The organism is Rothia endophytica (assembly GCF_928381505.1).
Taxonomy (GTDB): Bacteria; Actinomycetota; Actinomycetes; order Actinomycetales; family Micrococcaceae; genus Rothia; species Rothia endophytica_A.
The window spans coordinates 1-26,234 of the sequence record NZ_CAKMSJ010000011.1; the positions used below are offsets into that span (position 1 = coordinate 1).

Annotated in this window: 24 protein-coding genes, 1 tRNA gene and 1 rRNA gene; 24 read left to right on the forward strand and 2 right to left on the reverse strand. The window is 57.0% G+C overall.

Annotated elements, in window-relative coordinates:
- The 23 genes from rrf to L6990_RS10985 all read left to right on the forward strand — a co-directional run.
- Window positions 1–113, forward strand: a 5S ribosomal RNA gene (rrf, locus tag L6990_RS10875); the annotation flags it as partial.
- Window positions 114–341: 228 nt separating this feature from the next.
- Window positions 342–1,223 (forward strand): DsbA family protein, encoded by an 882-nt coding sequence (locus L6990_RS10880; RefSeq protein WP_237204146.1) that lies wholly within the window; start codon window positions 342–344, stop codon window positions 1,221–1,223.
- Between the two features lie 143 nt (window positions 1,224–1,366).
- Window positions 1,367–2,356 carry a nucleoside hydrolase gene (locus tag L6990_RS10885; protein ID WP_237204147.1) on the forward strand — a complete coding sequence of 330 codons (990 nt, stop codon included), beginning with the start codon at window positions 1,367–1,369 and terminating at the stop codon, window positions 2,354–2,356.
- Between the two features lie 44 nt (window positions 2,357–2,400).
- Complete coding sequence (locus L6990_RS10890) at window positions 2,401–3,246, forward strand: hypothetical protein (RefSeq protein WP_237204148.1); 846 nt, start codon at window positions 2,401–2,403, stop codon at window positions 3,244–3,246.
- The gene (locus tag L6990_RS10895) at window positions 3,239–3,997 is read left to right on the forward strand and encodes an energy-coupling factor transporter transmembrane component T family protein (RefSeq protein ID WP_237204149.1); all 759 of its coding nucleotides are present in this window, start codon (window positions 3,239–3,241) and stop codon (window positions 3,995–3,997) included. Before L6990_RS10890 ends, L6990_RS10895 begins: the two co-directional genes overlap by 8 nt.
- Window positions 3,994–5,277, forward strand: a complete 1,284-nt coding sequence (locus L6990_RS10900) for an ATP-binding cassette domain-containing protein (RefSeq protein WP_237204153.1) — start codon at window positions 3,994–3,996, stop codon at window positions 5,275–5,277. The genes L6990_RS10895 and L6990_RS10900 overlap by 4 nt, the downstream gene beginning before the upstream one ends.
- Window positions 5,268–5,341, forward strand: a tRNA-Thr gene (locus L6990_RS10905). Before L6990_RS10900 ends, L6990_RS10905 begins: the two co-directional genes overlap by 10 nt.
- 451 nt (window positions 5,342–5,792) lie before the next feature.
- Entirely contained in the window at window positions 5,793–7,985 is a 2,193-nt protein-coding gene (locus L6990_RS10910) for an acyltransferase family protein (protein WP_237204155.1), read from the forward strand.
- Between the two features lie 225 nt (window positions 7,986–8,210).
- Window positions 8,211–9,251, forward strand: a complete 1,041-nt coding sequence (locus L6990_RS10915; protein WP_237204156.1) for an ABC transporter substrate-binding protein — start codon at window positions 8,211–8,213, stop codon at window positions 9,249–9,251.
- A 64-nt stretch (window positions 9,252–9,315) separates the two neighbouring features.
- Window positions 9,316–10,356: a FecCD family ABC transporter permease gene (locus tag L6990_RS10920; RefSeq protein WP_237204158.1), complete on the forward strand. Its 1,041-nt coding sequence runs from the start codon at window positions 9,316–9,318 to the stop codon at window positions 10,354–10,356.
- Window positions 10,356–11,402, forward strand: a complete 1,047-nt coding sequence (locus tag L6990_RS10925; protein ID WP_237204160.1) for a FecCD family ABC transporter permease — start codon at window positions 10,356–10,358, stop codon at window positions 11,400–11,402. The genes L6990_RS10920 and L6990_RS10925 overlap by 1 nt, the downstream gene beginning before the upstream one ends.
- Window positions 11,399–12,235, forward strand: a complete 837-nt coding sequence (locus tag L6990_RS10930; RefSeq protein ID WP_237204162.1) for an ABC transporter ATP-binding protein — start codon at window positions 11,399–11,401, stop codon at window positions 12,233–12,235. Before L6990_RS10925 ends, L6990_RS10930 begins: the two co-directional genes overlap by 4 nt.
- Window positions 12,219–13,283 (forward strand): siderophore-interacting protein, encoded by a 1,065-nt coding sequence (locus tag L6990_RS10935; protein ID WP_237204164.1) that lies wholly within the window; start codon window positions 12,219–12,221, stop codon window positions 13,281–13,283. Before L6990_RS10930 ends, L6990_RS10935 begins: the two co-directional genes overlap by 17 nt.
- A 64-nt stretch (window positions 13,284–13,347) precedes the next feature.
- On the forward strand, window positions 13,348–14,160 hold the full coding sequence (locus tag L6990_RS10940; RefSeq protein WP_237204165.1) for an SGNH/GDSL hydrolase family protein: 813 nt from the start codon (window positions 13,348–13,350) through the stop codon (window positions 14,158–14,160).
- Between the two features lie 539 nt (window positions 14,161–14,699).
- Window positions 14,700–14,936 (forward strand): 50S ribosomal protein L28, encoded by a 237-nt coding sequence (rpmB, locus tag L6990_RS10945; protein ID WP_237204168.1) that lies wholly within the window; start codon window positions 14,700–14,702, stop codon window positions 14,934–14,936.
- A 2-nt stretch (window positions 14,937–14,938) separates the two neighbouring features.
- Window positions 14,939–15,109 (forward strand): 50S ribosomal protein L33, encoded by a 171-nt coding sequence (gene rpmG, locus L6990_RS10950; RefSeq protein ID WP_185173514.1) that lies wholly within the window; start codon window positions 14,939–14,941, stop codon window positions 15,107–15,109.
- 2 nt (window positions 15,110–15,111) lie between these two features.
- On the forward strand, window positions 15,112–15,417 hold the full coding sequence (rpsN, locus tag L6990_RS10955; protein WP_237204183.1) for a 30S ribosomal protein S14: 306 nt from the start codon (window positions 15,112–15,114) through the stop codon (window positions 15,415–15,417).
- A gap of 85 nt (window positions 15,418–15,502) precedes the next feature.
- Window positions 15,503–15,790: an HU family DNA-binding protein gene (locus tag L6990_RS10960; RefSeq protein ID WP_237204185.1), complete on the forward strand. Its 288-nt coding sequence runs from the start codon at window positions 15,503–15,505 to the stop codon at window positions 15,788–15,790.
- A gap of 163 nt (window positions 15,791–15,953) precedes the next feature.
- Window positions 15,954–16,529, forward strand: coding sequence for a hypothetical protein (locus L6990_RS10965; protein ID WP_237204187.1), 576 nt, complete (start codon window positions 15,954–15,956; stop codon window positions 16,527–16,529).
- 28 nt (window positions 16,530–16,557) lie between these two features.
- Window positions 16,558–17,139 (forward strand): copper resistance CopC family protein, encoded by a 582-nt coding sequence (locus L6990_RS10970; protein ID WP_237204189.1) that lies wholly within the window; start codon window positions 16,558–16,560, stop codon window positions 17,137–17,139.
- Window positions 17,140–17,340: 201 nt separating this feature from the next.
- Entirely contained in the window at window positions 17,341–18,024 is a 684-nt protein-coding gene (locus tag L6990_RS10975; protein ID WP_237204190.1) for a copper chaperone PCu(A)C, read from the forward strand.
- Between the two features lie 143 nt (window positions 18,025–18,167).
- Window positions 18,168–19,475, forward strand: coding sequence for a Dyp-type peroxidase (locus tag L6990_RS10980; protein WP_237204194.1), 1,308 nt, complete (start codon window positions 18,168–18,170; stop codon window positions 19,473–19,475).
- Window positions 19,476–19,520: 45 nt separating this feature from the next.
- Complete coding sequence (locus tag L6990_RS10985; protein ID WP_237204195.1) at window positions 19,521–21,701, forward strand: cytochrome c oxidase assembly protein; 2,181 nt, start codon at window positions 19,521–19,523, stop codon at window positions 21,699–21,701.
- Here the strand turns inward: L6990_RS10985 and L6990_RS10990 are convergent.
- Window positions 21,698–23,077 carry an amino acid permease gene (locus L6990_RS10990; protein ID WP_237204197.1) on the reverse strand — a complete coding sequence of 460 codons (1,380 nt, stop codon included), beginning with the start codon at window positions 23,075–23,077 and terminating at the stop codon, window positions 21,698–21,700. The two genes, L6990_RS10985 and L6990_RS10990, sit on opposite strands and share 4 nt — an antisense overlap.
- Window positions 23,078–23,320: 243 nt before the next feature.
- Here L6990_RS10990 and L6990_RS10995 point away from each other — a divergent pair, with 243 nt between their 5' ends.
- Window positions 23,321–25,246: an NHL domain-containing thioredoxin family protein gene (locus tag L6990_RS10995; RefSeq protein ID WP_237204199.1), complete on the forward strand. Its 1,926-nt coding sequence runs from the start codon at window positions 23,321–23,323 to the stop codon at window positions 25,244–25,246.
- Here L6990_RS10995 and L6990_RS11000 read toward each other — a convergent pair.
- Window positions 25,243–26,223, reverse strand: coding sequence for a hypothetical protein (locus tag L6990_RS11000; protein WP_237204201.1), 981 nt, complete (start codon window positions 26,221–26,223; stop codon window positions 25,243–25,245). The genes L6990_RS10995 and L6990_RS11000 overlap by 4 nt on opposite strands.
- Window positions 26,224–26,234: the final 11 nt, after the last annotated feature.

Consider the following 26,234-nt stretch of genomic DNA (forward strand, 5'->3'; position numbering starts at 1 on the left):
GTGGTTATAGCAAGAGGGAAACACCCGGTTCCATTCCGAACCCGGAAGTTAAGGCTCTTTGCGCTGATGGTACTGCACTGGTGACGGTGTGGGAGAGTAGGTCACCGCCGCAATTATTTTAGATAAGGAGGGGTTTCTGCCTAACGGCAGGAACCCCTCCTTTTTTGTGTACTTTTAACATGCTTCATCTGTCCCCTAGCGCACCTAAAGTAAGCTAGCTCATTCCCAAACCAATACTTTCCTGGGAAAGCAGGGATAGGGGCTTCCTGACCCCGATTCTCAGAATAAATCACGGTAGGCTTGTCCTAAACTATTATTCTTCAAGAAAGAGAGCACCTTCAGTGTCAAAGGGAAGTGTATCCTCAGCTGACGCCCGTGAGCGCGCCCGCCAGCTGGCAGCTCAGCAGGCAAAGAAATCATCAAAATCATCCACTCGTTGGATCCAGCTAACCGTCCTTGCCGTTGTGCTACTTATCGTGGGTATCATCGCGGTAGTAGTCGTTAACGGCAACAAAAACCAGATTGCTGAATCAGGCCCCGTTCCAGCGTCTGCTAACCAGTACGGTGGTATCGTCCTGACAGCTGATGGCATTAAACAAAACACCAGCACTGAAGAGACCCGCGACGTTAACAACCTGGGTGAGTCAGAGAACAAATACACCAACGCAGAAGGCGCTGAAGTTGCTATGCCCCTAGGTGTGGCTACTGCTGAGGAAGCTGAGAATAACGGGGAACCGGTCCGCGTCACCGTCTTCCAGGATTACGACTGCGTGCATTGTGCACAGTTTGAGACCCAGTACGGTGATGAGGTCGAAGAACTGGTGAAGAGCGGCAAAATCACTCTGGAGGTCCGCAACTTGACCTTCCTAGATGCTTCAAGCCCTAGCTTCTACTCAGCCCGCACGAACAACGTTGCCTTCGCTGTAGCTGAGCAGGTATCCAGTGAACAGTTCCTGGAATTCCAGAAGGAAATCTTCAGCCACCAGGGCACCGGCGGACTTTCTAACGAAGAGCTCGTAGACATTGCTTCCAAGTACGGCGCCGATGTGCAGGGCGCAGTCAGCGACAACACCTGGCGTCCCTTCGTTAACGTTGTGACCATGGAATCATCCACTAACGGAATCTCCGGAACCCCCACTATCTTTGCAGATGGTGAGCAGTTCACCGCATCTGATTTCTCATCCTGGATCAACCAGAAGATTGACGCTAAAGAATCTAACTAAAGCTCCTCATCACTCCCGTATTTGTTCAGGAACACTGGAATAATGCAATAAACTGGGAAACGTACTTGTAGGGACAGCTACAGGGTCGGCTATATGCCGGTCTGTAGCTGTTCCTTTTTCTTTACCTTTTCAAGGAGAAGCTCTTGCCCCTGCGCCTTCTGATAGATTGCGACCCAGGTATTGACGATGCTCTAGCTCTTGCCTACGCCTTTGCTCACCCCCAGGTCAGCGTAGAAGGCATCGTGGCCACCGGTGGAAATGTAAGCACTGAACAGGTAGGCAGGAATATTCGCGGACTCCTCCATCTGCTGGGCGTACCGCATACCCGCTGGGAGCTAGGGGCTATGAACCCTCTTGCCCAAGCTCTGACAACAACTGAGGAAACTCATGGGCCTCTGGGAACCGGGTACGCCTCGCTGCCTGGTCAGCAGGAGCCCACCGGAAAAGAGCACGGTAGGGGAGCAGAGCTGTGGGTTGAGGCCGCTACCCGTTACCCAGGTGAGCTGCACGGGCTCGTCCTGGGACCAAGCACCAATCTTGCCCTGGCTATTGAACTAGACCCCACCTTGACCAGCAAACTGGCCAGTCTACACATCATGGGTGGGGCTCTGAACCACCGCGGTAACACTATGCCCACCACAGAGTGGAACGTGCATTCAGACCCTGAAGCTCTCTCCCGGGTACTTGCCGCCTTCGACAACACAGGTGCTGCCTGCTTGCCGGTACTCTGCCCGCTAGACCATACCGAGAATAGCCTCATGACTCCGGGTCGCCGGGCCGCACTAACCGCTGGGGGAGGTGCTCTGCTAGATGCCCTGGATCTGGCTCTGCAGTTCTATATGGAATTTCATGAATCAGACGGATTGGGCTTCATCGCTCACGTGCATGACCCCTTTGTCACTGCACTTGCAGTCAATAGCGCGCTAGATAGCGATCTGGTGCTGGCCCAGAGTCTGCCCGTGGCGTTAGACGTTGAACTGACCGGTAGTCTGACCCGCGGCCAGACAATTGCCGACTGGCTAGGACGCTGGGGCAGAGAACCCAATGCAAGGGCACTGGTCTCTGCGGACGCTGAGACCTTCTTTGAACACTTCATCGCTACCGTTCGAGCGCGGTATGCGGTGGCAACTTAGCGGAAACTGCTCTATAAAAAGAACGATTATTTTATAAGGAAATCATGCACACGACATCTGGACAGAGGCTCTCACCAGCAAATGTGACCCTCGGTAAAACAAAGAAACAAGAACCGGTAGAACCCATGACCAAGGGGCAGAAAATACTCAGTGCTTTGGGTGCCTCTGCCATCGCAGCAACCTACCTCTTTGCCGTGTTAACCGCTGGTGGGGGTGCCAACTACACCGGCTACCTCGAGAACACAGCTCAAGCGCAGGCAGCGCTATCAATGCCTATCATGGTGGGCTACGCGGTAGGAGTAGTTTTACTACTCGCCGCAAATCTTTCGCGGTTGCCCCTTTCCATCATCGCTCTTCTTCCGTTCGCAGCCGCTTTCAACATCATCCTCGGTCAGATTATTGGATTTTCTGGGGTGCCTCTTTATTTAGACTCTGTAGCTACCGTACTTATCGGTCTGCTAGCGGGGCCGGCTGCGGGCGTCCTGACGGGGATAATTACCAACCTTGCTTGGGGGCTCACCATCAACCCCACAGCTATTCCTTTTACAGCTGGCGCTGCAACTATTGGCCTCCTTGCTGGCCTGGCAGGGCGCTACGGGCTACATAAGAGGCTGTGGGCGCTGCTGATAGCAGGACTCTTTACCGGGGTCATCGCTGGCTTGCTTGGTGCCCCCATCGCAGCCTTCGTCTTTGGAGGTGGGCAGGGTGTGGGAACCGGATCCATCGTCGCAACTCTGCAGGCAGCAGGTCAGTCTCTACTGGGGGCTACCACTTTGCAGTCCCTCTTATCAGACCCCTTAGATAAGACCATTGCCTTTCTCTTGGCCTGGGTTTTATTCAGAGGGCTGCCGGCACGGGTGCTCCAACAGTTCCATCCTACCCATGCGTAAAGCCATTGCCCGGGTGCACCCCAAAACCTGGTTGATTTTTGGGCTCAGTGGGTTGCTGCTTTCCTTTACGCCTCTACCGCTGGGTGCCAGAGGGGCGCTACTGGTAGGTTTCTTGATGATTTTTGCGTTTGCAGGTTCATTTGCTCAATTCTTACGTTTTAGTCTGGTGGGCCTATTGCCTGTTGCCCTGATAGCTTGGAGCATCCAAGCGGTTAGCTACAGGGGGCAGACCATCTACACCAGCTGGGAGCCTGTGCCTGGCGTCCTCTTTAGCGTTACTGCTGAGGGACTAGCATTTGGAGGGCACATGGCACTGCAGATTCTCAGCTTTGGAGCTAGCTGCTCGCTGGTCTCGTTGCTCATCAGCCCCCTGGGTCTTCGTAGCGCGCTGACGTCCTGGAACCTGCCACCCCGGCTGGTGTACCTGCTGTGTGCCTCTCTCAACGCGCCCAGGCAACTAGGCTTTTATGCAGAGCTGGCGACAGAAGCTGGGCGGGCGAGGGGCCTGGCCGATTCAAAGCTCACGCACCGAATCTGGCTTCGAATACGGACAGCCTCTGCACTCTCCAACCTGGTGCTCCTGGACCAGGAGGTGCGCGGAAGAAGCCTCGCTCACCGAGGGGTTGAACAGAAAGGGCACCGTACCTATCTAATGAATACCCCAGATAGCGCTGGGCAGGTAGTTGTACGCTGGGCTGTGCTTGGGGCAAGCGCCCTGCTTTCCCTGGTGAGTTACGTGGTAGCTCTATGACAACCTTTTCGCGTAACGACTTGCTACTTCTCGATAACCCGAGGGCCCGGGTGATGGTCACCGGGCAAGACGGTAGCGGCAAGAGTCAAGTAGCCCGAGATTTTGCTGATGCGCGCGGGGGAATCTATATGCCCTGCGCCCCCTACGCCCATATGAGCGGGCTAGCCGCCACCGTCGCAGATGAAATCGCCTTGGGGCTAGAATGCAGTGTGCGGAACGCTAGGGAGCTAACCAGTGCTGTTCAAGCAATAGCCGCTGACTTAGGGATTGAAGGGCTACTGGGTGCTGACCCACTCAAGCTATCGGGTGGGCAAACCCAGCTGGTCGCGCTAGCTGCTCTCTTGGTCATGCGTGTACCCGCGCTTGCTATCGAAGAGCCACTTCGCGGGTTAGACCAGCAAATGCAGGCACGTGTACTGGAGACTCTCAGTGCCTATGAAGGACCGGTGCTATGGGTTTCAGCTCGCCCTACAGCCGGTGAAAGAGACATCGCCAGCCACGTGCTCGACCTCGGTCAGGGAAAGAGCAGTTATCAGCCCGTGGGTCTGCGGCTTCCCTCGCGCCTACCCATGACCCTAAAGGGGCAGGACCTGGGGATTTCCCCTCTTCTCCCCGCGCGGCGTCGTCGACGAACCAAGCAAAAGACCCTGCCGCTACAGCAGAACCTGTCCTGTAGCCTCAGTGGCGGAGAAGCCCTCCTGGTAAGCGGAGCTAATGGCAGCGGTAAAAGTACCCTGTTACGCACCCTCGCTGGACTGCAGCCCCCAGCATCCGGAGTGGTGCTAGCTGGTGGAAAAGAACCTGCCACGCTACCTGCTCCCCAGCGAGTACGGTACGTGCAACTGGTAGCTCAGAGCCCAGCTCACCATTTTCTGGCCTCCACCGTGGCTGAAGAACTGAAACTAGGCGCCGGAGCTGACTCATCTCAGCTGGTCCGTGAAGGCTTGCTGGCTGCTATCGGTCTGCGGGGGCAAGAGAACATACACCCACTTGACCTGCTACCCGCACAGCAGCGGCTTCTGACCGTTGCGTCCGCACTTGCCGGGGCGACGCCCTGCCTCCTACTTGATGAGCCCACCGAACAGCTGGATGACCACGGACTGCGCTGCCTCATCAACCTGCTGCAGGCCCACCTGGGGGCTGGAGGTAGCCTCGTTATCGCAACACACGACCCGGCACTCAACACAGCTTTGCACGGTACCCACCTGCACCTTACCTCAACCGTCAAGATGCGAAGCCCCATCCAATCCGCTATGCTAGATAGGCACCCGCCTCCTTAGCTCAGCTGGCCAGAGCACCTGTCTTGTAAACAGGGGGTCACCGGTTCGAATCCGGTAGGGGGCTCTGAATAAATAAAAGTCTGCGATCGGACGGCACCTGAAGCGGTGACCATTCAGTCGCAGATTTCTTTCCTCGCGCGCTCGGAATCTGCTCCCTCATCTGGTTCGAATCCGGTAGGGGGCTCTGAATAAATAAAAGTCTGCGATCGGACGGCACCTGAAGCGGTGACCATTCAGTCGCAGATTTGTTTCCCCATGCCTTAAAATCCATACCTGCACAGCCCTGACCGTTTGGCTATTGAAACACTTTTGTGCAGAAGAACGCACTTGCGAGCCCGTTATTCCAAAATGCCTGCGTGGTAAACTAAATGCTGACCACGGGGGAGGACGCAAGCGCTCGCCAGGCGCTACCGTGCTTACCCAAACAACCTGATTTGCTCCAGCGAATCAGGTTTTTTCCATCACGGGATAAAAGTCGTGTTGCGGCTCACCACCCCATGCGGAAGGCAACACACATGTCAAAGCAACCAGTGCTCCACCCTTCAAGCGAACGATTCATTGAGCAACCTCGCTTCCGCCCCGAAATTCAGGGCCTTCGTTCGCTCGCTGTCCTACTGGTCGTTACCTACCACGTCTGGTTCGGGCGAGTATCAGGTGGCGTTGACGTGTTCCTCTTCATCTCAGCCTTCCTGCTTTCACTCTCGTCACTGAGAAAAATACACGACGGCAAACCCCTCCAAGTCATCAAGTACTGGCTACACGTTTTTCAGCGTCTCCTACCAGCGGCCCTCACCGTCATCCTAGGCACCGTAGTAGCTGCCTACTTTATCGTTGCCCCCTCTCGCTGGAGCTCACTACTCGCAGACGCTAAAGCCGCTGTTTTCTACTTCCTTAACTGGCGCCTCGCTCACAACGCCGTGGACTACTACGCCCAGGACGCCACCACCAAAACACCCTTCCAGCACTTCTGGTCCCTCTCCATGCAGGGGCAGATCTTCATCCTTTGGCCGCTACTCTTTACCCTCGTAGGTTTACTGGTCTGGTACCTGCGCCTCAAAACTACAGGGGTGGCCCTGCTCGTCTTCGGTAGCGTATTTGTCGTATCACTGACCTTCTCCATCAGGGAAACCGCAACCAACCAGGCCTTCGCCTACTTTGATACCCGCACCCGCCTCTGGGAGTTCGCTGCCGGCGCTCTTTTGGCGATTCTGCTGCTGAAATGGCAAGCACCCCGCAAAGCACGCATCGCCATGGGCTGGCTAGGTATCGCCGGGCTGGTTTCCGCTGGCTGGTTGCTCCCCATCGAAACCGGTTTCCCCGGGTACCTAGCGCTTTGGCCTTTACTCTCGGGCGCCATGGTTATCGCAGCCGGGCAGACAGATTCAAAGCTCGGGGCAGACCGTTTTCTCTCTGCAGCGCCCCTTCAAAAAATGGGTGCTATCTCCTACTGCCTCTACCTGGTGCACTGGCCGGCGCTCATCCTTTACACCACTGCTGTGGGTAAAGAACAAGCTGGCTGGCTAGACGGTAGCCTTATCATCCTTGGGTCGATTGCGCTGGCATGGGTGTTGCACACCTGCGTCGAAAAGCCCATGAGAGCATTAGACAAGAAACCTTTCATGAGTGCCCGCAAGAAGAAGGAAACTGACGCACCTCCTCTGCCCTGGGGTAAGAAGCCATCTATGGCATCAAAACTAGCCGGTTACCGCAGGCCCGTTGCCACCCTCGCCGTACTTTTGGCTCTGGCGTCCTTACCTCTGAGCGCTGCTCAAGCCTGGGTGAATAAGCAAGAAGAAGAAACAATGGCTCGCGCTGAAACCGCTGGTTCTGCGGCATACCCGGGGGCACTAGCGTCAGACCTTAACGCTCGCTACCGTGACCTCCCCGTCCCCTTAGCAGACCCAGTCTCTCAATTTGATGGACTCTCTGAGAACTGCACGGGCCAGTTCGCCGTTATTAACCCAGAGCTGGAACAATTCTGTTCCGCTCAAGCGTGGGGTGCAGAAGACGGCCCTTTGACCATGATCGTCGGTGACTCTCACGCCGAGCAAAGCATCTCAATGATGCGCCCCATCGCACAGGATAACCACATGACCTTGATGGCCTACCTGCTGGGTGGCTGCAAGTTCCCTACCACCTCAAGCTGGGCGGACTGTAATAACTTCAGTACCGCTATGATCGAAGAAATCCTTGCTCAGAACCCTGCTAACGTTGTGCTGATTTCATCGGTCAGCATGGATAACGACCCCAACGACGGCACCCCACCCCGCTACGATGAGGCAGTTCAGCGTTTCACGGACGCAGGGATTAACGTTATTGGCATCCGCGACAATCCTCGCTACGAGTACAACATGTATATCTGTGGCCAGGAAAATATGCGTTCTCTCTATGACTGTGGCGCCAACCGTGCCGATAAAGTGGCGGGTCCATCACCAGATAACGAGCTGATGGGAAATGCCAACTATTTCTCTATTGATCTCACCGAACAGCTCTGCCCTCAGGGCTGGTGCCCAGCCATCATGGGCAATGTCTTTGTCTACATCGATGACAACCACATCTCCAAAGCTTATGGGCAGACCCTTTCTCCCTTTGTACAGCAGCAACTTCAAACCCAAGAATGGAACCCCTGGGGTGGTACTTCGCCTGAGGGTTATGGCAACGAAGAGGATGTCCTTGCTGAGGCTCTCGCCGAAAATGGTGAGCTATAAACCCGAGAAACCGGCGCGAATAGACAAGAAAAGCACCCTGATCAGGAGCTTAGTCTAAGCAACTACTATTTCTTGAGGTCTGGATATCTAGCTGGTAAGTGTATGCACCAAGTACACCGTTTTGCGGATTAGCGCATAAAAACATATTGTTATTATGTTTAGGTATACCTAATTCCACTCCTAGCACTCCCTATCGCTAGACCGCTCTACCAGGAGAATACAGAAATGGTTGTCATCTCACGCAGCGCCTTCCTCAAGGCAGCAGCCGCTACCGCAGCAGCAAGTCTACTCGCAGGTTGCACCACCGGCTCGGGAGACACTTCCAGTAGCAACTCCTCCGGCGCAGCGGGGGAGAGTTACACCGTCAAGCATGCCTTCGGCGAGACCACCTTCGAGAGCATACCTCAGCGTGTGGCCGTGGTGAATTACTGGAAGAACCCAGATGTCCTTCTTGACCTGGGCGTCGTACCGGTTGGTACCCCCACCGTAACCTACGGTGGCAACGCAGCAGGCTCCACCGATTGGTTTGATGCAAAACTTGCTGAACTCGGCGGTGAAACCCCCACCTTCTACGATGAAACCGACGGCCCCGATTACGAGGCCCTGGCTCAGCTCAACCCCGATGCCATCTTCTCCGTCTATACCGACATGAGCCAGGAAGTCTACGATAAGCTCTCGGGCATTGCCCCCGTGGTGGCTATGCCCGAAGGCGTAGCTTCCTACGCGGCGTCTTGGGAACAGGTGGTAGAACAGGCAGGTGCCATGCTGCAAAAGCAGGATGAGGCCCAAAAACTGATTGAAGCAACCCACCAGACCATTGAGGACGCCGCAGCGCAGTACTCGCAGCTCTCCGGTAAGACCTTTGCCGCCGGCATGTTCAGCCTTGAAGAGCAAACCTTCAGTGCTTACACTGCCACTGATTCCCGCTCGCAGTTCTTGACTTCTTTGGGGATGGAGATCAGCCCTTACATCACCCAGAACACTGCTGATGACTCAGGCTTCTTTATCGCTGTTTCCGGTGAAGTCGTTGATCAGGTAGAGGCTGATGTTGTGTGGGCCTGGGGCACCTCGGCATCCGATGAAGCAGATATCACGGCAGATTCCCTCTTCTCTCAGATGCCCGCAGTAGCCGACGGTGGGCTAGTGGTTGAAACTGATAACGCTGTATCTATCGCTGTATCAGCGGCCTCACCTCTATCACTGAACTGGGTGCTTACCGAAACCCAGACCCTGCAGAAGCTTTCAGCAGCGGCTGACAAGAGCTAGAGACAGCACCGCAGCCAGGAGTCTTGCTCCCCTGGCCTAGCTCTGCCGTCTTTTCAGATTGCACATGACGCCATTTCGTTTAGCCCAGCGCCATTCGGTGCCAGCCTCCACCCAGAAACGAGCAGTAGTTCTGCTGGTCCTCTTGGTGGTTTTTGGCGCAGCAGCGGTTCTTTCCTTTACGGTGGGAGCCCGCGCCATCAGCTTCAATACGGTCCTGGCCTACCTCACCGGTAGCGAAAATCTGGGGCAGACGGACGCTGCGGTCCTCTCCCAGCGCCTGGTACGCACCCTGTGGGCAGCGATGGTGGGGGCAGCTCTAGCCCTTGCCGGTGCCGGCATGCAGGGTGTGACCCGAAACCCTCTGGGCGATCCGGGTATTTTGGGTGTCAATGCCGGGGCGTCCTTCGCAGTCGTTGCCGGGATTACCTTCTTCTCAGTGCAGAGCACCAGCGCCTACGCAGCCTGGGCTTTTGTGGGCGCTGCCATCGCCTCGGTGCTGGTCTACAGCCTTGCCTCCCTGGGCAGGGGAGGGGCTACCCCCGTCAAGTTAGCCCTCATGGGTGCAGCTATCTCAGCTGGCCTCGGCTCGCTCACCACCGCCCTGATTCTGCAGAACCAGAACGCGCTAGATAGTTTGCGCCGCTGGCAGGTAGGGACCGTTGCCGGTGCCCGCCTAGAAGATCTCACTCCGGGAGCCTTCCTCCTGCTCATCGGTGCTCTCCTACTGCTCAGCGGCGCCAAAACCATCAACAACTTTGCCCTCGGTGATGACGTAGCAGCCTCCCTGGGGGAAAACGTTGCGCTCAAACGCCTACTGATGGCGCTCGCCATTACCTTGCTCGTGGGAACCAGCGTGGCCCTGGCCGGCCCCATCGCTTTTATCGGGCTGATGGCCCCCCACACGGTGCGTGCCCTGGTGGGCTCCGACTACCGGGCTCTACTGCCCCTGTCCGCCCTCTTCGGTGCGGTGATACTCATCCTGGCCGATACCGTTGGACGCGTCATCCTACCCCCTCAGGAAGTCCAGGTGGGGGTAACTACGGTAATAGTTGGTGTGCCTGTCTTCATCTACCTGGTTCGCCGCGCAAAGGCGGTCAACCTCTAATGAGCGTCAGCCTGACCGGAAGAGAACACCTTACCCAGATCCGCCGTGCCGCCCGTAAACGCCCGCACCTGGTATTGGCCCTGCTGTCACTGACCCTGCTAGGGGCGCTCGCCGTGCGCGTTTTGCTGGGATCCTACACCGTGACCATCCCAGACTTTTTCACTCTTCTGAGCGGCGACAACCTCGACCATGCCCGCGGAGCCCGCTACATTGTCATGGAGGATAAGCTACCCCGGGCGGTCCTAGGTGCCCTAGCAGGTCTTGCCTTTGGCACCGCCGGTGCTATTTTCCAGCTATTGCTGCGCAACCCGTTGGCGTCCCCAGACATTATCGGCATCTCTACCGGTGCCTCGCTGGGCGCTGTTACCGCTATCGTTTTCTTTGGCCTCACCGGTTTCTCGGTCTCACTTTTTGCTATCGGTTTCGCGCTGGTGGTTGCCCTGCTCATTATGTTGCTCTCCGCTGGTGACACCGGCGCAGGTAACCGCTTCATCCTAATGGGCATCGGTGTTTCTGCACTCGCCAGCTCAGTAATCAGCTACCTTATGAGCCGTATCTCCAGCAGTGACGCCCAAACGGCAACACTGTGGATGAGCGGTTCGCTCTCCAACGCCAACTGGAACCGCATCAGCATTCTGTCACTAACCCTGCTCATCCTTCTGCCCACCGTGGCTCTTTTACACCGCTACCTGCACGCCCTTGCTGTGGGGGATGAACTGGCCCACGGGCTGGGCGTTCGAACCCATGCCGTGCGCTGGGGCTTCATCACCCTCGGCGTTCTTCTGGCCGCCGTTGCTACCGCAGCAACCGGGCCTATCGCCTTTGTTGCCTTTGTTTCTGGCCCTATAGCCCGCAGACTCCAGGGCGGGCCGCACTCCCTAACAGCCAGCGCACTGGTAGGTGCCATCATCGTGGTGCTGGCGGACTTTGTTGGGGCCAACCTGATTCCCAGCGGAAATCTGCCGGTCGGTATTCTCACCGGCGTAGCCGGCGCCCCCCTGCTCATCTGGCTCCTTGCCCGGTCACAGAAAGAAGGCAAAGCATGAAAAAGGTAACCCCTCGCCAGCTGGCCGTTAAGAACCTTGCCTTGGGCTATGGCAACCAGACCATCGTGCCTGACCTGAGCCTGGAGGTACCAACCGGCAAGATAACCGCCATTATTGGGCCCAACGGTTGCGGCAAATCAACCCTATTGCGCGGTATCTCCCGCCTGCTCAAGCCCACCAAGGGCAGCATCACCCTGGACGGTAAACCGCTGGCAACCTACGGGGGTAAGGAATTTGCCCGCATGGTGGGGCTGCTACCCCAGAACCCGATTGCCCCTGACGGCGTCACCGTAGGCGATTTGGTATCCCGCGGACGCTACCCCTACCAGGGTCTCTTTCGCGGTAACTCTGCTGAGGATGACGCCGCGGTCGCCTGGGCACTTGAAGCAACTAACACCATGGGGCTAGCAGAACGCCAGGTCACCGAGCTATCGGGTGGTCAGCGTCAGCGTGTCTGGATTGCGATGGCTCTAGCCCAGCAAACAGACATTCTGCTGCTCGATGAGCCCACCACCTACCTCGACCTAGCCCACCAGGTGGAACTGCTCGATTTGCTAGCTGAACTCAACGAGGTGCGAGGAACCACCATGGTGATGGTGCTCCACGAACTTAACCTGGCAGCCCGCGCCGCCCACCACCTCATCGCTATGAAAGATGGAGCGATCGCTGCTGCCGGTACCGCAGCTAACGTGATGACTGAGCAGAACCTAGAGAAAATCTTTGGACTTCGAGCCTCAGTAACTGACCCCCGCGCAGACGGCTCAACCGTTATCGTCCCTCATGCCCGCCGCCCAGTATCTAGCCACGGAGACTCTCATGTCAGAAACCACTAAAAAGCTCGTTCGCCGACGCGAGGTTTCCCAGTCCATCAACCAGTACGGCGTCTTTCCTGTAACAGTGAGCGGTGTGCGCCGCCTGTCAGAACACTTTGTGAGGGTATCGCTGACCGGCCGCTCGCTACACCACGCTACCTCCGCTATCTCGGACGGGACGGGGCAGGTCTACGACGCCTACATCAAGCTCCTGGTACCACCAGCACATGCGAGCGGTCCCACCATGATTGAACTCGATGACACCTGGCGCCAGCGATGGATGGCTCAACCGGTGGAGGACCGCGGCCACATGCGCACCTACACAGTGCAAAATTCCCGCATGGTGCCAGCTGTTGGCATGGACGAAACTCCACTACTGGGCATGTTCCCCGCTGCCGAGGCAGACCTCAGCGTGCTTGAACGCCCGCTGCCCATCGGCGTCCAGCCTGAAATTGACATCGATTTTGTGTTGCATCAGGACGACGCCGGGCAGCTGGGCCCCGCAGCTGCCTGGGCGGCGTCCGCTCAGGTGGGTCAACAGGTATCTTTCCTCGCTCCTTTGAGGGGTAGTAGCCTATGGAGCTCCTGGAACCCGGCCCCTTCCCATAACCTGCTGATGCTGACCGATGAAACCGCAGCCCCCGCTACGCTTTCTATTCTCAGGACCCTGCCTGCTCACGCCAGCGGCACGGTGCTCTGCGAAGTCCCCGGTCAGGGAGATAACCTTGCCGTGCTCTCAGATGTGCAGGAGGTGACCCGGCGCCTGCCTCAGCTAACCGTCAAGTTCCTGCCTCGGGAGCCTAACTCTGAGCGAGGTGAACGCCTTGCCCACGAGTTGCACAGTGTCTTCAACCTGACAGAGACCGAAACCTACCATTACACCGACACCACCGCCGCTGACGAAGTGGTGTGGGGATTGGCAGAGGAAAATGCCGAAACCTACGTCTTTATTGCCGGTGAATCCTCGGTCATCAAGACCCTGCGCCGCATGTGCGTCAATGAAGCCGGTATCGCTAAAGAAAATATCTCTTTCATGGGTTACTGGAAGTGTGGACGAGCTGAAAGCTAAGCCCTTGCTGGGCGGGGGAGTAAAGTAGTCTTCGTACGTTTTCCCTCATTGAAAGACAAATTCTGTGCCTCTCTCACGATTAGAAGACAGCATCCGCTACGTTGCGCTGGGGGATTCCCTCAGCGAAGGGGTAGGAGATGACGCACCCGAGCGCCCCAACGGGGTGCGCGGCTGGACAGACCGAGTGGCAGAGCAGTTCATGCTGGCTGATAAAAATGCCCTTTACGCTAACCTGGCTATTCGCGGACGCCTATTGACCCCCATTATTGAAGAGCAGGTGCCAGCTGCTCTTGAGCTGAAACCCAACCTGGTGAGCCTGGTCGGTGGGGGTAACGATGCTTTACGCCCCGGCTTTGATGTGGACGCCCTGATGGCGCGGTACGACGAAGGGTTTAAGGCTCTGCGAGACGAGGGTATCGAGGTTTTTACCCTGACGGGCTTTGACCCCGGCTCCAAGGGTTTCTTTAGCGGTAACCGTGCGCGTATCGCTCTTTTCAATGAGCTGTTGCGCGAAGTAGCTGATAACCGCGGCGTGACGGTGGTGGACTACTGGCGAGCTCATGAGCTGCTGGACCTTCGCTACTGGGCGCCGGACCGTCTGCACATGAACGCTGCGGGCCATACAATCGTTGCGGGTAAGGTTTTAGAAACGCTGAGTGCCGAAAATATCAATATGGGTAAGCCCGTGGTGCCGGAGACTATCCGCAAAACCCGCATCCAAGAAGCCCGCGATAATGCAAAATGGGCACGGGAATTTGTGGTGCCTTGGATCGGACGGCGCTTGCGCGGCACCAGTTCGGGGGACTCCATCAGCCCCAAATATCCAAAGCTGACACGCTTTGACGCACTGCCTGAGACGAATGCAGAGGAAGCTTAACCCCTTCTAAAGGGATTAAAAGCCTTAAGCTGTTAACATCACAGTTAAGATTACAACCGTGTAATTTACCCCTGAGCTCCAGCGGGGTGGGCTTCGGAAAGGTGTGACTTTCCTTTAAAACCGCGGATTAAAGCCGTTCTTGACTTGCGAAAAGTGGGATAAACGGTAGAATTGACGGAAGGTTCATGCGCAGACCTGTGCCTGAAAATGTTAGCTTGCGAGAGGCTCTTCGCTCCGAGTGAAGACGCTCTTCGCAAGCTTTTCCTTTGGGTTACAGGTTGCGTGGTATCCCGTAATTACCTAGAATTTAAGGCTGTTCGTAGTGGTGGCAACACCTCTCGTGCACCTAAGCTTCACCGTTTTTCCCGCGGCGGAGGCTCGGTTCGGTCTCTCACCCGATCTTGAGTCTCAGACACTCTAGCCTTGGAGAATAACCCGGTGCTCTACCTATAGGTGACGGGACGCCCTTGCTGATCGCTGAGTATTCAGTGAACGCCAACTGCGTACCGTCATTTCGTCAACATTTGGAGGAGAAAACTATGGCAGCTGTCTGCCAGGTGACCGGAGCTGTTCCCGGCTTTGGACACAGCATCTCGCACTCGCATCGCCGCAACAAGCGTCGCTTCGACCCGAACGTGCAGAAGAAGAAGTACTTTGTACCTTCACTGCGCCGCAATGTAACCCTGAACGTCTCAGCTAAGGGCATCAAGGTTATTGATGCACGCGGTATCGACGCAGTAGTTGCTGACATTCTTGCACGCGGAGAGAAGATCTAATCATGGCATCAAAGGCTAAGGACGTACGTCCTATCATCAAACTTAAGTCCACTGCGGGCACCGGCTTCACTTACGTAACCCGTAAGAACCGCCGTAACAACCCCGATCGTATGGTTCTCAAGAAGTACGATCCCGTTGTCCGCAAGCACGTTGACTTCCGAGAGGAGCGCTAAACATGGCGAAGAAATCCAAGATTGCTCGCAACGAACAGCGCAAGGTCATCGTTGCACGCTACGCTGAAAAGCGCCTGGAACTGAAGAAGACCCTGGTTGACGAAAACGCAACCGCTGAAGAGCGCGAAGCTGCACGTCTGGGTCTGCAGAAGCTTCCCCGCAACGCTTCACCCATCCGCGTTCGCAACCGCGACCAGATTGACGGCCGACCCCGTGGCACCTTCCAGAAGTTCGGCATCTCACGTGTCCGCTTCCGCGAAATGGCTCACCGTGGCGAGCTGCCCGGTGTTACCAAGTCAAGCTGGTAATCTGTAGCTGATATGGTTAGCCTTGTTATTCAGGGCTAACCCTATAGGCCACAAGAATTTTTGAAAGTCTCAGGAGGAGCATTTCATGGCTAAGAACCGTAGCGAACTCGTTGCAGAGGTTGCAGAAAAGGCTGGCACCAGCCAGGCAGCAGTGAACGGTGTGCTGGACGCACTGTTCCAGGTTTTCGAAGCATCTGTTGCACAGGGCGAGAAGATCACCATCCCCGGTTGGATGGCAATTGAGCGCACCGACCGTGCTGCTCGCACCGGCCGCAACCCGCAGACCGGAGAAACCATTCAGATTCCCGCAGGTCACGGCGTTAAGCTGACCGCAGGTTCAAAGCTGAAGGCAGCAGTCTCCAACAAGAAGTAAATTCTTGCTAAGACTTCTAAGGGAGTCACCCCTGCCGGGGTGGCTCCCTTTTTCTTTAACTAACCGCTGATCTGCCCCCTTCTTGGCCAGTTCATACCTCAGGGCTCCTGAGGAATATATGAGATAATGAAGCGGTCGGATTCAAATACATGGGGAGGGCGTCATGAGCAAAGCGCACCGGGTACTTCGTGCCTGGGCTGTCGCCCTCGTGGCTACCATTCTTGGGGCTACTAGCCACACCCTAGCTGGTGGCGACCTGCCCCACCCTCTGGTTTTGGGTCTTGCTACCTCGCTGGCAGCCTGCATCACCCTGCTAGCAACAGCTTTCACCACCTCGCGGATGAGTCTGGGTGTCGGTGTGCTTGCTGGGCAAGGTTTACTGCACGCTCTATATACGCACGGCTCTACAGTACAGATGAGCATTGAAGGTCATCATTCCCATCAGCTGACGGTGGTAGCCCACAGCCAGGCTCACGACTATGGCGCCGGTATGTGGGTTGGCCACGCGCTTGCAGCGCTAGCTACGTATAGCGTGCTGGCTTACGGTGAGCAGCTTCTTGAGGCGCTGGCTGCTGTAGTCCACGCCAGTATCAGGGGTCTGACCCCGGTGCGAGACACCGGCGTCATACTTGCTCATATCAAAGCTCCTGCTCAGTTCTTTGCCGTTTGGCATCGTTATCTCTCCCTCCTATTAGAAAGCCGGGTTACGAGGGGGCCCCCTGCCCGCCTTGCTTCGTAAAACCACAACTTACTAGCAAGGATTATTCATGGCAGACGCCAAAAAACGCGCTTTATCAGCCCTCACGCGAACAGCTGCAGCTACCAGCCTGCTGGCGCTAACTCTGGGTTTCGCTCCAGCACACGCCCACGATGAGCTGGTGAGCACCAACCCCGCCGCAAATACCACCTTGGATCAAGCACCTAAAGAACTTGAATTGACCTATAGCGGGGAGATCATGGACGTTGCCGGTGCCAACCAGGTTCGCGTGACCAACGCTGCCGGTGAAACGGTGACTGAGGGCGAACCAGAGGTTGACGGCACAGTTGTAACCCAAGATTTAGCGGCGCAAGAAACAGATGACACCTACACGGTCACCTGGCGTGTGGTTTCCTCAGATGGCCACCCGATCCAAGGAACCTTTACCTACACCGTGGGTGAAGGCGCCGCCCAGAGCTCAGAGCCGACCTCCACTGACGCAGGGGAACAACAGGATCAGCCCGCTGAGCCAATTACCGCTGCCAGCCAGGGTATGTCAACAGGTGCCAAAGTTGCTCTCTTTTTAGTCGCTGCTGCAGCGATCATGGGCGCTCTATTTGTTGTGCTGACAAAAACTAAGAAGCGCAAATAGCCCCTTTACTTTCAGAGCTCCACGCCACCGACTGTGGTCTAGCTCGTTTATCTGCGGGCACTCTCATCAAGCAATAGGGGCTTGAGCAGGGCAAACCGGGGTTTCCTGACCGCTGAAGCTGAGGATATATCCATGAACCTACCTGCTCTGGGCTAGTAAAACATCGCTACATGCCCCACAAACTTTAGAAAGAAAAAAACCATGTTCTCTCACAAAATGACCCGTATCTCAGCCCTTTCTGCTGTTGCGCTCCTAGCGCTGGCAGGGTGTGGCTCATCAACCGATACCGCATCAAACCAGCCCAGTAGCAGCTCGGCGTCCGCCTCAGCTTCGACTCAAACAGCTGCTCTGACCGTTGAAGGCGCCTGGATTAAGGCCGCTACCGGCAACATGACCGGTGCCTTCGCCACTCTCACCAACACCGGGGACGAACCCATCACCATCGGCGGTGCCAGCAACGATGCGGCAGGTATGGTCCAGCTCCACACCACCGAAATCGACCCCAACACGGGAACCAGCACGATGAAAGAAGCAAAGGACGGCTTCACCATTGAACCCGGGGCGAGTTTTGAACTGGCACCTGGAGGCAACCACATCATGCTCATGGAGATGAAGTGTTCACTGGTAGCAGGCACCACTAGCGTGATTAAGCTCGATACCTCAGCTGGTGCCATCGAATTTGATGCTGAAGTGCGTGATTTCAGCGGCGCTAAAGAGGAATACGCACCGGGCGAAGCTAGTGCCCCGGCTCATGAAACCATGTCAGAGGACCACTCGATGCACGGTGAAGGCGACCATTCTGCCCACGGCGGCGAACATGGTGGTGAACACGGTGCAGAACACGGTGGCGAGTCTGCTGAAGCCGTCCTGCCCCAGTGCGCTTAAATCAGTGCGGCTAAATTTGCCCACACGGTAATGAGGTAGCATCCCGCCCCGCAACTGCACACCGGTTGCGGGGCATCCTACCCTGTTGCCCATGCAACAGACAGCATCAGAGGTAGGCTAAAAATCCGGGGAGAAAGATAACCATGACCGGTTCATTTGATGAAGACTTTGAGAACGCAACCGCCGGCGCTGAGCAGGCGCCAGACCGGCCGGCGTCCAGCCGCCGAACCTTCGTAGCTGGAGCGCTAGGTGCAGGTGCGGGAGTGGCAGCAACTCTTGGAGCCCAGTACGCTGCTGATGCTTCGGAGAGAAATAGCCCGCCCCCCGCGCCACCCCTGCAAGATGCCAGGGTGCCCTTCTACGGGCAGAGGCAGGCCGGTGTTGATACGCCGGCTCCCTCCTATGCGGTATTCATTGCCCTTGACCTCAATAACGGGATGGACGCCGATGGCGTGCAGCGTCTGCTGCGTATGCTCACTAGCGACGCCGCCGCCCTCACCCAGGGCACCGCACCGGTGGTAGACCAGGAGCCTGAACTGGCTACCGTGCCCGCTAACCTCACCGTCACCTTCGGGTTTGGGGAACGCATCTTTGACATTGTGAACCCAGCAAAGAAGCCTGCCTGGCTGAAACCCCTGCCCGCCTTTGAAAAGATTGACCAGCTTCAAGACCAGTGGAACGATGGGGACCTGCTACTGCAGCTCTGTAGCTCTGACCGTTTCACGCTGGCACATGCCCAAAGAATGCTGCTGAAAACCGCGCGGTCAATGAGCCGCGTGCGCTGGGTGCAAGAAGGCTTCCGCCGTGCCCACGGTAGTGAGCCCGACGGTCAGACCATGCGCAATCTCTTTGGTCAGGTGGATGGCACTATTAATCCCTCAACCCAAGACGACAGCATGGACCGCTTTGTCTGGGGCAACCACGAAGAGCTGGAACCCTGGGAACAGGGAGGAACTTCCTTGGTCATCCGCCGCATCCACATGAACCTCGATACCTGGGACCAATCGGACCGACCAGCTCGTGAGGACGCGGTAGGGCGCAACCTCACCAACGGGGCACCGCTCACCGGCACCCAAGAGCGCGACCCCGCAGACCTTTCAGCAACCAACGAGCTGGGCTTCAGCGTCATCGCGCCCTACGCCCACATTCGCCGCGCCAGCGCTCAGACGAGAGTTGAACGAATCCTCCGCAGGGGATACAACTACGATCTGCCGGTGCAGAATGCCTCGGGGTTCTCTGAACACTTTGAAACCGATGGGGGAGTGAGCAACTCGGGCCTCATCTTTTGCTCCTACCAGGCAGACCCTCTGCTTCAATTTCTACCCATTCAAGAACGTCTGGCTGAACTCGATATGCTCAATACCTGGACTGTGCCTATCGGCTCCGCGGTCTTCGCCCTTCCGGCAGGTTGCGAGCAGGGCGGCTTCATCGGTGAGAATCTCTTCACCTAAACTTTCACAGACCATATACGGCTCACACCACCACACAGGAATAACATGGCACAGCAATCAAGGGCGCAAAAAACAGCCCCGCACCCCCGTCTCAACGGGCTAGGCACCCACTGGATTTGGGCTTTCCCCGCCGCTGCCCTTCTAGGGTTGCTGGCGAGCCTTACCCTCAGCGGTGGTGCAGCCGCTACAGACCTGGCAGATGCCGGCCCGCTCGCCCGATGGGGTCTGCCGATTGCAGAGACAGTGCACAATTTCGCTATGGTGACCACCATGGGTGCCCTGCTCTTCGCCATTGCGATCGTCCCCCGCTTTCTTGACTCTGCCCGTGGCAAGAGCCGTGTGAATATGGCGCACGCAACAGACAAGAGCCAGAGGCTGAAGAACCTCACCCGCACCGAACACCCCGCCTTTATTGCCGTGATGAAGCTAGCGGCAGCAGCATCAGCTACCTGGACCATCGCCGCAATCGCCGTGCTGATCTTCAGCTACGCCGATATATCGGGCCGGGCCATCGAAGCCAACTCCTCCTACACCACGGAGCTCATCAGCTACATCACCACCATTTCGGCCGGTCAGCAAGAAGCCACCACCATTATCGTGGCGGCCCTGGTCTCAACCCTTGTTTTTGCAGTGCGCTCGCTGACTGGCCTCTTGGTGACTCTGGGTATTTCTTTCATCGGTATTATTGATATGGCGTTGGGCGGGCACTCATCGGGCGGTAATGACCATATGGGGGCGGTCAACTCCTTGGGCTTGCATCTGCTCGGCGTAGTCCTCTGGACCGGCGGCCTAATAGCTCTCGTCTTTATTTCCCGCACCATTTCAAGCAAGGACGCCGGTAGCGGCACCCTGCCCGAAAGCACGCGAGGGGAGCGCACCGCGTCCAACCGTAGGGTGCCTCTGGCGGTGAGTGTATTGCGCCGTTATTCTACCCTGGCGCTAGGTGGCTTCATCCTAGTGACATTCTCTGGCGTCATCAACGCACTGGTGCGCCTCAACACCGTGGGGGAGCTCTTCACCACCACCTACGGTGCCCTAGTGCTGGCTAAGATCATGCTGACCTTAGTGCTGGGAGCCTTCGGCGCAGTGCACCGCTTGCGCCTCATCCCCATGATGCAGTCGGGGCAGATAGGTGCGGCAAAGGGCCTGTGGTACGCCATTGCCTGTGAGCTGCTGCTGATGGGCACCACCAGCGGCCTTGCGGTGACACTGTCCCGCACAGCACCACCTGCACCAGAAACTCTTGACGCAGGCGCTGAACCGGTACGCATCATCACCTGGTACGACATGCCCCCCGAACCCGGTGTAGCTGAGTGGTTCACTCAGTGGCGCTTTGACTGGTTCTGGGTCGCTTTCATTGCCTTCGTTGGGTTTACCTATCTCTGGGCCTTTATCAAGGTGAAACGAGCTGGTGGCAGCTGGTCTATCTTCCGCCTGCTGTCTTGGTACTTCGGGTTGTTAGTGTTGCTTTACATCACCAGCGGGGCACTGACCGTTTACGCCCGCGTGATGTTCTCGGTGCACATGGTAGAGCACATGCTGTTGACCATGGTCTGCCCCATCTTCTTGGTTCTGGGCGCCCCTATCACCCTGATTTTGCGCGCGCTTGAGCCACGGCAGGACGGCACCCGCGGCCCCCGCGAGTGGATTCTTCGACTGGTGCATTCGGGCTGGTCCAAGGTGATTACCCACCCCATCTTTGCAGCCGTAAACTTTGCCGGCTCCATCGTGGTGGTTTACTTTACCCCGCTCTTTGGCATCATGCTGCGCTACCACATTGGCCACGAGTTCATGCTGATCCACTTCTTGGTGACCGGTTACATCTTCAGCCTGGTACTGATCGGTATCGACCCCATCCCGCATCGCCCTGCCTACCCCATGCGTCTCATGATGCTGATTGCAACCCTGGGCTACCACGCCTTTGTAGGTATTGCGATTATGCAGATGGAGACCCTGCTACAGGCGTCCTGGTTCGGAAATGTGGGCCGCCCCTACGGTCTCTCAGCCATCGAAGATCAGCAATTAGGTGGTGCCCTGATGTGGGGTATCGGTGAAATCCCCACCATGGTGATTGCCGTGGCTGTTGCGGTGCAGTGGTCTATGCAGGATAAGAAACTGCAGAAGAGAGTGGACCGCCAGGCTGACCGGGACGGGGACGCTGAGTTACATGCCTACAACGACATGTTCGCTGAACTAGCTGAACGTGATCAGAAAGCTGGCCGCTAACGAGCCGAGGCGCTGCTCTGCCGAGCATAGCCCACACCAGCAAGGATGAGGGCCACTGTGACCGAGAGCAGTACTTCTACTCGGTGGGCCTGAGTGATGCCCATATAGATCAGGAGGCTGATCAGACCGGCTATGAGCAGGTAGTTGGCCCATGGGTAACCGGGGGAGCGCAAGGTGAGGGCTGCGCTCGTGCCCTGGGGTTGAAGACGGTGACTACGCAGGTGAGAAAATGCAACCATGAGCCACACAAAAATACCGATGCCACCGGTGGAATTAACCAGCAGAGTAAAGACCTGGTCGGGCATGAAGTAGTTGAGTGCCGTTGCGGCTAAACCAACAGTTGAGGACAGCATGATGGCATTACGAGGTGCCCGTGCGCTAGAAAGAAGAGAGAAAGTTGCTGGCGCGTCCCCCTGCTCTGCCAACGCGAAGACCATTCGGGATGCCGCATAGAGACTGGCATTGAGGCAGCTCAGTAGCGCGGTGAGCACCACAACGTTCATGATCAACCCGGCATAGGGCAGACCCAGGAGCTCGAACATGGTCACGAAGGGGGATTTGCCGCTCTCAATCGCAGTCCACGGCACTACGAGCAGGGTAATCGCCACCGAACCGACGTAGAAGAAAAGCACCCGGAATATCACCGACCGCACTGCCTTAGTAACAGCCTGCGCTGGGTTCTCTGATTCGCCGGCTGCGACTGTGGCGATTTCAGCGCCAAACATTGAGAAAATAACAGCTAAAAGAGCAGTAAAGATAGCACCTGCTCCGTGCGCGAAGAAGCCAGCTCCTGCGGTGTAATTGCTCAAGGAGGCTGTGCTGTTGGGTATAACTCCCACGACAGCTAATACTCCCACCGTAATAATGATGACGATGGCAGCGATCTTGACGGAAGAGAACCAGAACTCAGCTTCACCGTAGGAGCGTACCGAGAAAAGGTTAAGCACGAGAAAAGCCAAGACTAAGGCCAAGGCCACTGCCCATTGCGGGGCAGTAGGCCACCAGCTACTGATGATGGTGGCAGCAGCTGTTGCTTCGATAGCTACTGTTACCGACCAGAACCACCAGTAGAGCCAGCCCACCGTGAAACCTGCCCAGGGGGCAATATAGCGCCGGGCGTAGACAGAAAAAGACCCGGTCTCGGGGCTCTGGGCAGACATTTCACCCAGCATTCGCATCACCATCACCAACACCGTGCCAGCGAGCAAGTAGGTGAGAACAACCGCGGGGCCCGCCGTGAGAATAGCGGTGCTCGAAGCGACCAGAAGACCAGCACCAATAGCTCCGCCCATGGCAATCATGGACAGGTGACGGGGCTTCAAAGACTTGGCTAGGCCCCCAAGCGCGGGGGTAGCTTCTGCGGTTTCTTTACGCACAGGTTCCTTCTAACAGGGGGGGAGGAGGCGGAGCAGCAAGAGCACATTGCTGCTGCACCTTTGGTAAGCCAACTTGACTGAACTGACCTAATCCTAACTGTTACGTCTCTATTACGCACAGTTGAGGTTTATGAACCGAAAGGCGCCAAAAACTGCAACAAATGACCGGGCAACGGTGGCTTGTTAGGCTGAGAAGAAACGTAGACTAGCGTGCCACAGGTGCGCCCACGAAAGGTAAACATCATGGCAGATCATGCAGCCGCACGCCAGACCAAAGTGCGCGCGTCCGAACTGGTTGGTAGGGGCTGGTTGAACACCGGCGGTAAAGAGCTATCGCTTGAGTCCCTGCGCGGAAAAATCGTCATCCTCGACTTTTGGACCTTCTGCTGCATGAACTGCCTGCATGTGCTTGATGAGTTGCGCCCGCTGGAAGAAGAATTTTCGGATGTTCTGGTGACTGTGGGCGTCCATTCACCCAAGTTTGAACACGAAGCTGACCCTGTGGCCCTAGAAGCTGCTGTGGATCGCTACGACATCACTCACCCGGTGCTCGATGACCCCAACCTCGAAACCTGGAACGCCTACACCGCCAGAGCCTGGCCCACCCTGGTCGTCCTTGACCCAGAAGGCTACATTGTTGCTCACCTCTCCGGTGAAGGCCATGTGCAGGGTCTGACCTCACTGGTGCGTGAACTGGTAGAGGAGCACGAGGCTAAAGGCACTCTGCATCGTGGGGACGGCCCCTACGTGCCCCGCCCTAAGCCTGCGGGCACTTTTGCTTTCCCCGGTAAGGCACTGGAACTACCAGCTGACTTTGCCGACGGTAAGACCACCTACCTGGTCACCGATACAGCCCGCCATCGCCTGGTGCAGGTAGAAGCTGACGTTGAAACCGCCCTAGCGACCTTTGGCGGGCCAGAAAAGGGCTACCTTGACGGCTCTGCCGAGCAGGCCCGCTTCAACGAGCCCCAAGGTATTGCTCTGGTGCCCGCAGATATGCGTGAGACGCTGGGGGTCGATGTTCTCGTCGCAGACTCCGTCAATCACCGCCTGCGCGGGCTAAACCTGGCGACCGGGCAGGTCACCACCCTGGCTGGCAGTGGGGTACAACGCCTCATTGACGGTGAAACCGCCCGCACCGACCCCAACCACATTGCGCTCGGCGCTGACCCGCTAACCGTGGCCCTCTCGTCCCCCTGGGATCTGGTCTACTCCCGCGAGGCGGCTTCCTTTTTGATTGCTATGGCAGGTACCCATCAGATCTTTAGCTTTGACCCTGTCACCGGACAGCTGGCGGTTTTCGCCGGTACCGGTGCTGAGGGCCTGAAAGACGGCGCGGTGGCTGACTCCTGGTTCGCTCAGTCCTCTGGGCTTATTGAAGCAAAAGACGGCTCCATCTGGGTTGCCGACTCTGAGACCAGCGCCCTGCGCCGCATCGTCTTTGAAGCCGGGGAAGCCCGTGTAGAAACCGCTGTGGGCATTGGCCTCTTCGACTTCGGCTTTGTGGATGGTAACCGCCAAGAAGCTCGCATGCAGCACTGCCTAGGGCTAACCGAGCTGCCCGATGGTTCTATCGCTATCGCAGATACCTACAACGGTGCTATCCGCCGTTTCGACCCCTCCACCGGGGCACTGGGCACCCTCGCACGCGGCCTGGCCGAACCCAGTGATCTGCTGGTTGAAACGACAGAGGACGGGCGCGCCCGGCTCATTGTGGTTGAAGCCAATGCCCACCAGCTGGTGCGCGTCTCTATTCCTGATGCTATGCAGCATGTGGACGAGGGAGCTAGCCAAGTCACGCGAAAGGCCACCGAACTTGCCGGCGGCAGCCTTACCTTTACCGCCCGCTTTGCGGCTCCCAAGGGGCAAAAGCTAGACACCCGTTGGGGAGACCCAACCCAGCTAAAAATCTCATCGACCCCCGAGAACTTCATCCTCTCGGGTGCTGGAACTGCCCAGGGGCTAACTCGCCAGCTGGAACTCAACCCAGAAGTCACCAGCGCAGTGCTTCACATTACCGCTCGCGCTGCTGCCTGTGACGGCGAACCAGGTGGGGAAATCCCCGACCATGCGGCCTGCCACCTTTACCAGCAGGACTGGGGTCTGCCCGTCATCATCACCGAAAGCGGGGAACAGGAACTGGTGCTTGACCTACGCGGGGTGAACTAGGACGCCGGGGTGAAGGTCACCGTCTCATCGGCGGTGGCCAGTGCTCCCGCTACCTCAAAAGTGATCTCTTGAGTCACCTCTTCCTTTTTACCGGTATAGAGGTCAAGAGCAGTAAAAGAAATTTCTGCCTTGCCCTCGCTGTCACTCAAAGACCAGGCACCGTTAGCTAGATTAATCTCTGGCTCGGGGTACTCCGTGATGAGCCAGGTTAGATCACCAGCGACGCGCCCATTAAAGGGATATTCAAAAGGGCAACCGGTGGGGTAGAGAGAATTCTGGGCCGCACAGGTATCAACATAGGTTTTTACCTGCTGGCGTACCGAAGCCACCGCGGTAGGGGACGGCTCCAAATCCAAGGTGAGGCCGGGGGTCTCACCGGGGGATGTGATCAGAGTGCTATCTGATACCGAGGAATAGAGAGCTGACTCGTAGGTTACCTGATAGACCCCCGGAAAGGTCACGGCAAAGTCCTGTGATCCACCCTTAACCGCTACCTTCTGACCATTCAGTGTGGCAGCTGACAGCGCCTTAGCGTCCACATGCACCGTGGGTAGCGTGCCCTGGTCAATAGCCCACTGGTCAAAAACACCCCAGTGAGAACCGACCTTATGGAGGGTAAATTCGCTGCTGTGCCGTTGATCGTTTACTTGGTAAGAAACCGTAACTGTGGCTCGTTCACCGCCGTCCTTGATGACGGTTTCGGTGGTCTCTACCTGATGGATACCCTCCAGCGATGCACGCAAAGCAGCGCCGTCTAGCATAGAGGCATCCCCATCGGGCAACTGTGCCCCCAAAATACCCAGTGCCTTAGAGCCATCGCCCTCACGCACCGCAGCAAAATAGGCGCGTACCTGACCCCCCGGGCCATATACCAGCCTATTAATAAGCGCTAAAGACGCTAGAGCAATTAATACAGCGGTGAGCACACCCACCAGCCACATAGCAAGAACTCGGTCAACAGTAGAAGTAAAACGCACCCCTTAAATGT

What these genes read in the sequence shown, in the direction of transcription:
- L6990_RS10890 (WP_237204148.1), top strand. Translation starts at nt 2,401, where the DNA reads ATGCACACGACATCTGGACAGAGGCTCTCACCAGCAAATGTGACCCTC.
- L6990_RS10895 (WP_237204149.1), top strand. Translation starts at nt 3,239, where the DNA reads ATGCGTAAAGCCATTGCCCGGGTGCACCCCAAAACCTGGTTGATTTTT.
- L6990_RS10900 (WP_237204153.1), top strand. Translation starts at nt 3,994, where the DNA reads ATGACAACCTTTTCGCGTAACGACTTGCTACTTCTCGATAACCCGAGG.
- L6990_RS10910 (WP_237204155.1), top strand. Translation starts at nt 5,793, where the DNA reads ATGTCAAAGCAACCAGTGCTCCACCCTTCAAGCGAACGATTCATTGAG.
- L6990_RS10915 (WP_237204156.1), top strand. Translation starts at nt 8,211, where the DNA reads ATGGTTGTCATCTCACGCAGCGCCTTCCTCAAGGCAGCAGCCGCTACC.
- L6990_RS10920 (WP_237204158.1), top strand. Translation starts at nt 9,316, where the DNA reads ATGACGCCATTTCGTTTAGCCCAGCGCCATTCGGTGCCAGCCTCCACC.
- L6990_RS10925 (WP_237204160.1), top strand. Translation starts at nt 10,356, where the DNA reads ATGAGCGTCAGCCTGACCGGAAGAGAACACCTTACCCAGATCCGCCGT.
- L6990_RS10930 (WP_237204162.1), top strand. Translation starts at nt 11,399, where the DNA reads ATGAAAAAGGTAACCCCTCGCCAGCTGGCCGTTAAGAACCTTGCCTTG.
- L6990_RS10935 (WP_237204164.1), top strand. Translation starts at nt 12,219, where the DNA reads ATGTCAGAAACCACTAAAAAGCTCGTTCGCCGACGCGAGGTTTCCCAG.
- rpmB (WP_237204168.1), top strand. Translation starts at nt 14,700, where the DNA reads ATGGCAGCTGTCTGCCAGGTGACCGGAGCTGTTCCCGGCTTTGGACAC.
- rpmG (WP_185173514.1), top strand. Translation starts at nt 14,939, where the DNA reads ATGGCATCAAAGGCTAAGGACGTACGTCCTATCATCAAACTTAAGTCC.
- rpsN (WP_237204183.1), top strand. Translation starts at nt 15,112, where the DNA reads ATGGCGAAGAAATCCAAGATTGCTCGCAACGAACAGCGCAAGGTCATC.
- L6990_RS10960 (WP_237204185.1), top strand. Translation starts at nt 15,503, where the DNA reads ATGGCTAAGAACCGTAGCGAACTCGTTGCAGAGGTTGCAGAAAAGGCT.
- L6990_RS10965 (WP_237204187.1), top strand. Translation starts at nt 15,954, where the DNA reads ATGAGCAAAGCGCACCGGGTACTTCGTGCCTGGGCTGTCGCCCTCGTG.
- L6990_RS10970 (WP_237204189.1), top strand. Translation starts at nt 16,558, where the DNA reads ATGGCAGACGCCAAAAAACGCGCTTTATCAGCCCTCACGCGAACAGCT.
- L6990_RS10975 (WP_237204190.1), top strand. Translation starts at nt 17,341, where the DNA reads ATGTTCTCTCACAAAATGACCCGTATCTCAGCCCTTTCTGCTGTTGCG.
- L6990_RS10980 (WP_237204194.1), top strand. Translation starts at nt 18,168, where the DNA reads ATGACCGGTTCATTTGATGAAGACTTTGAGAACGCAACCGCCGGCGCT.
- L6990_RS10985 (WP_237204195.1), top strand. Translation starts at nt 19,521, where the DNA reads ATGGCACAGCAATCAAGGGCGCAAAAAACAGCCCCGCACCCCCGTCTC.
- L6990_RS10995 (WP_237204199.1), top strand. Translation starts at nt 23,321, where the DNA reads ATGGCAGATCATGCAGCCGCACGCCAGACCAAAGTGCGCGCGTCCGAA.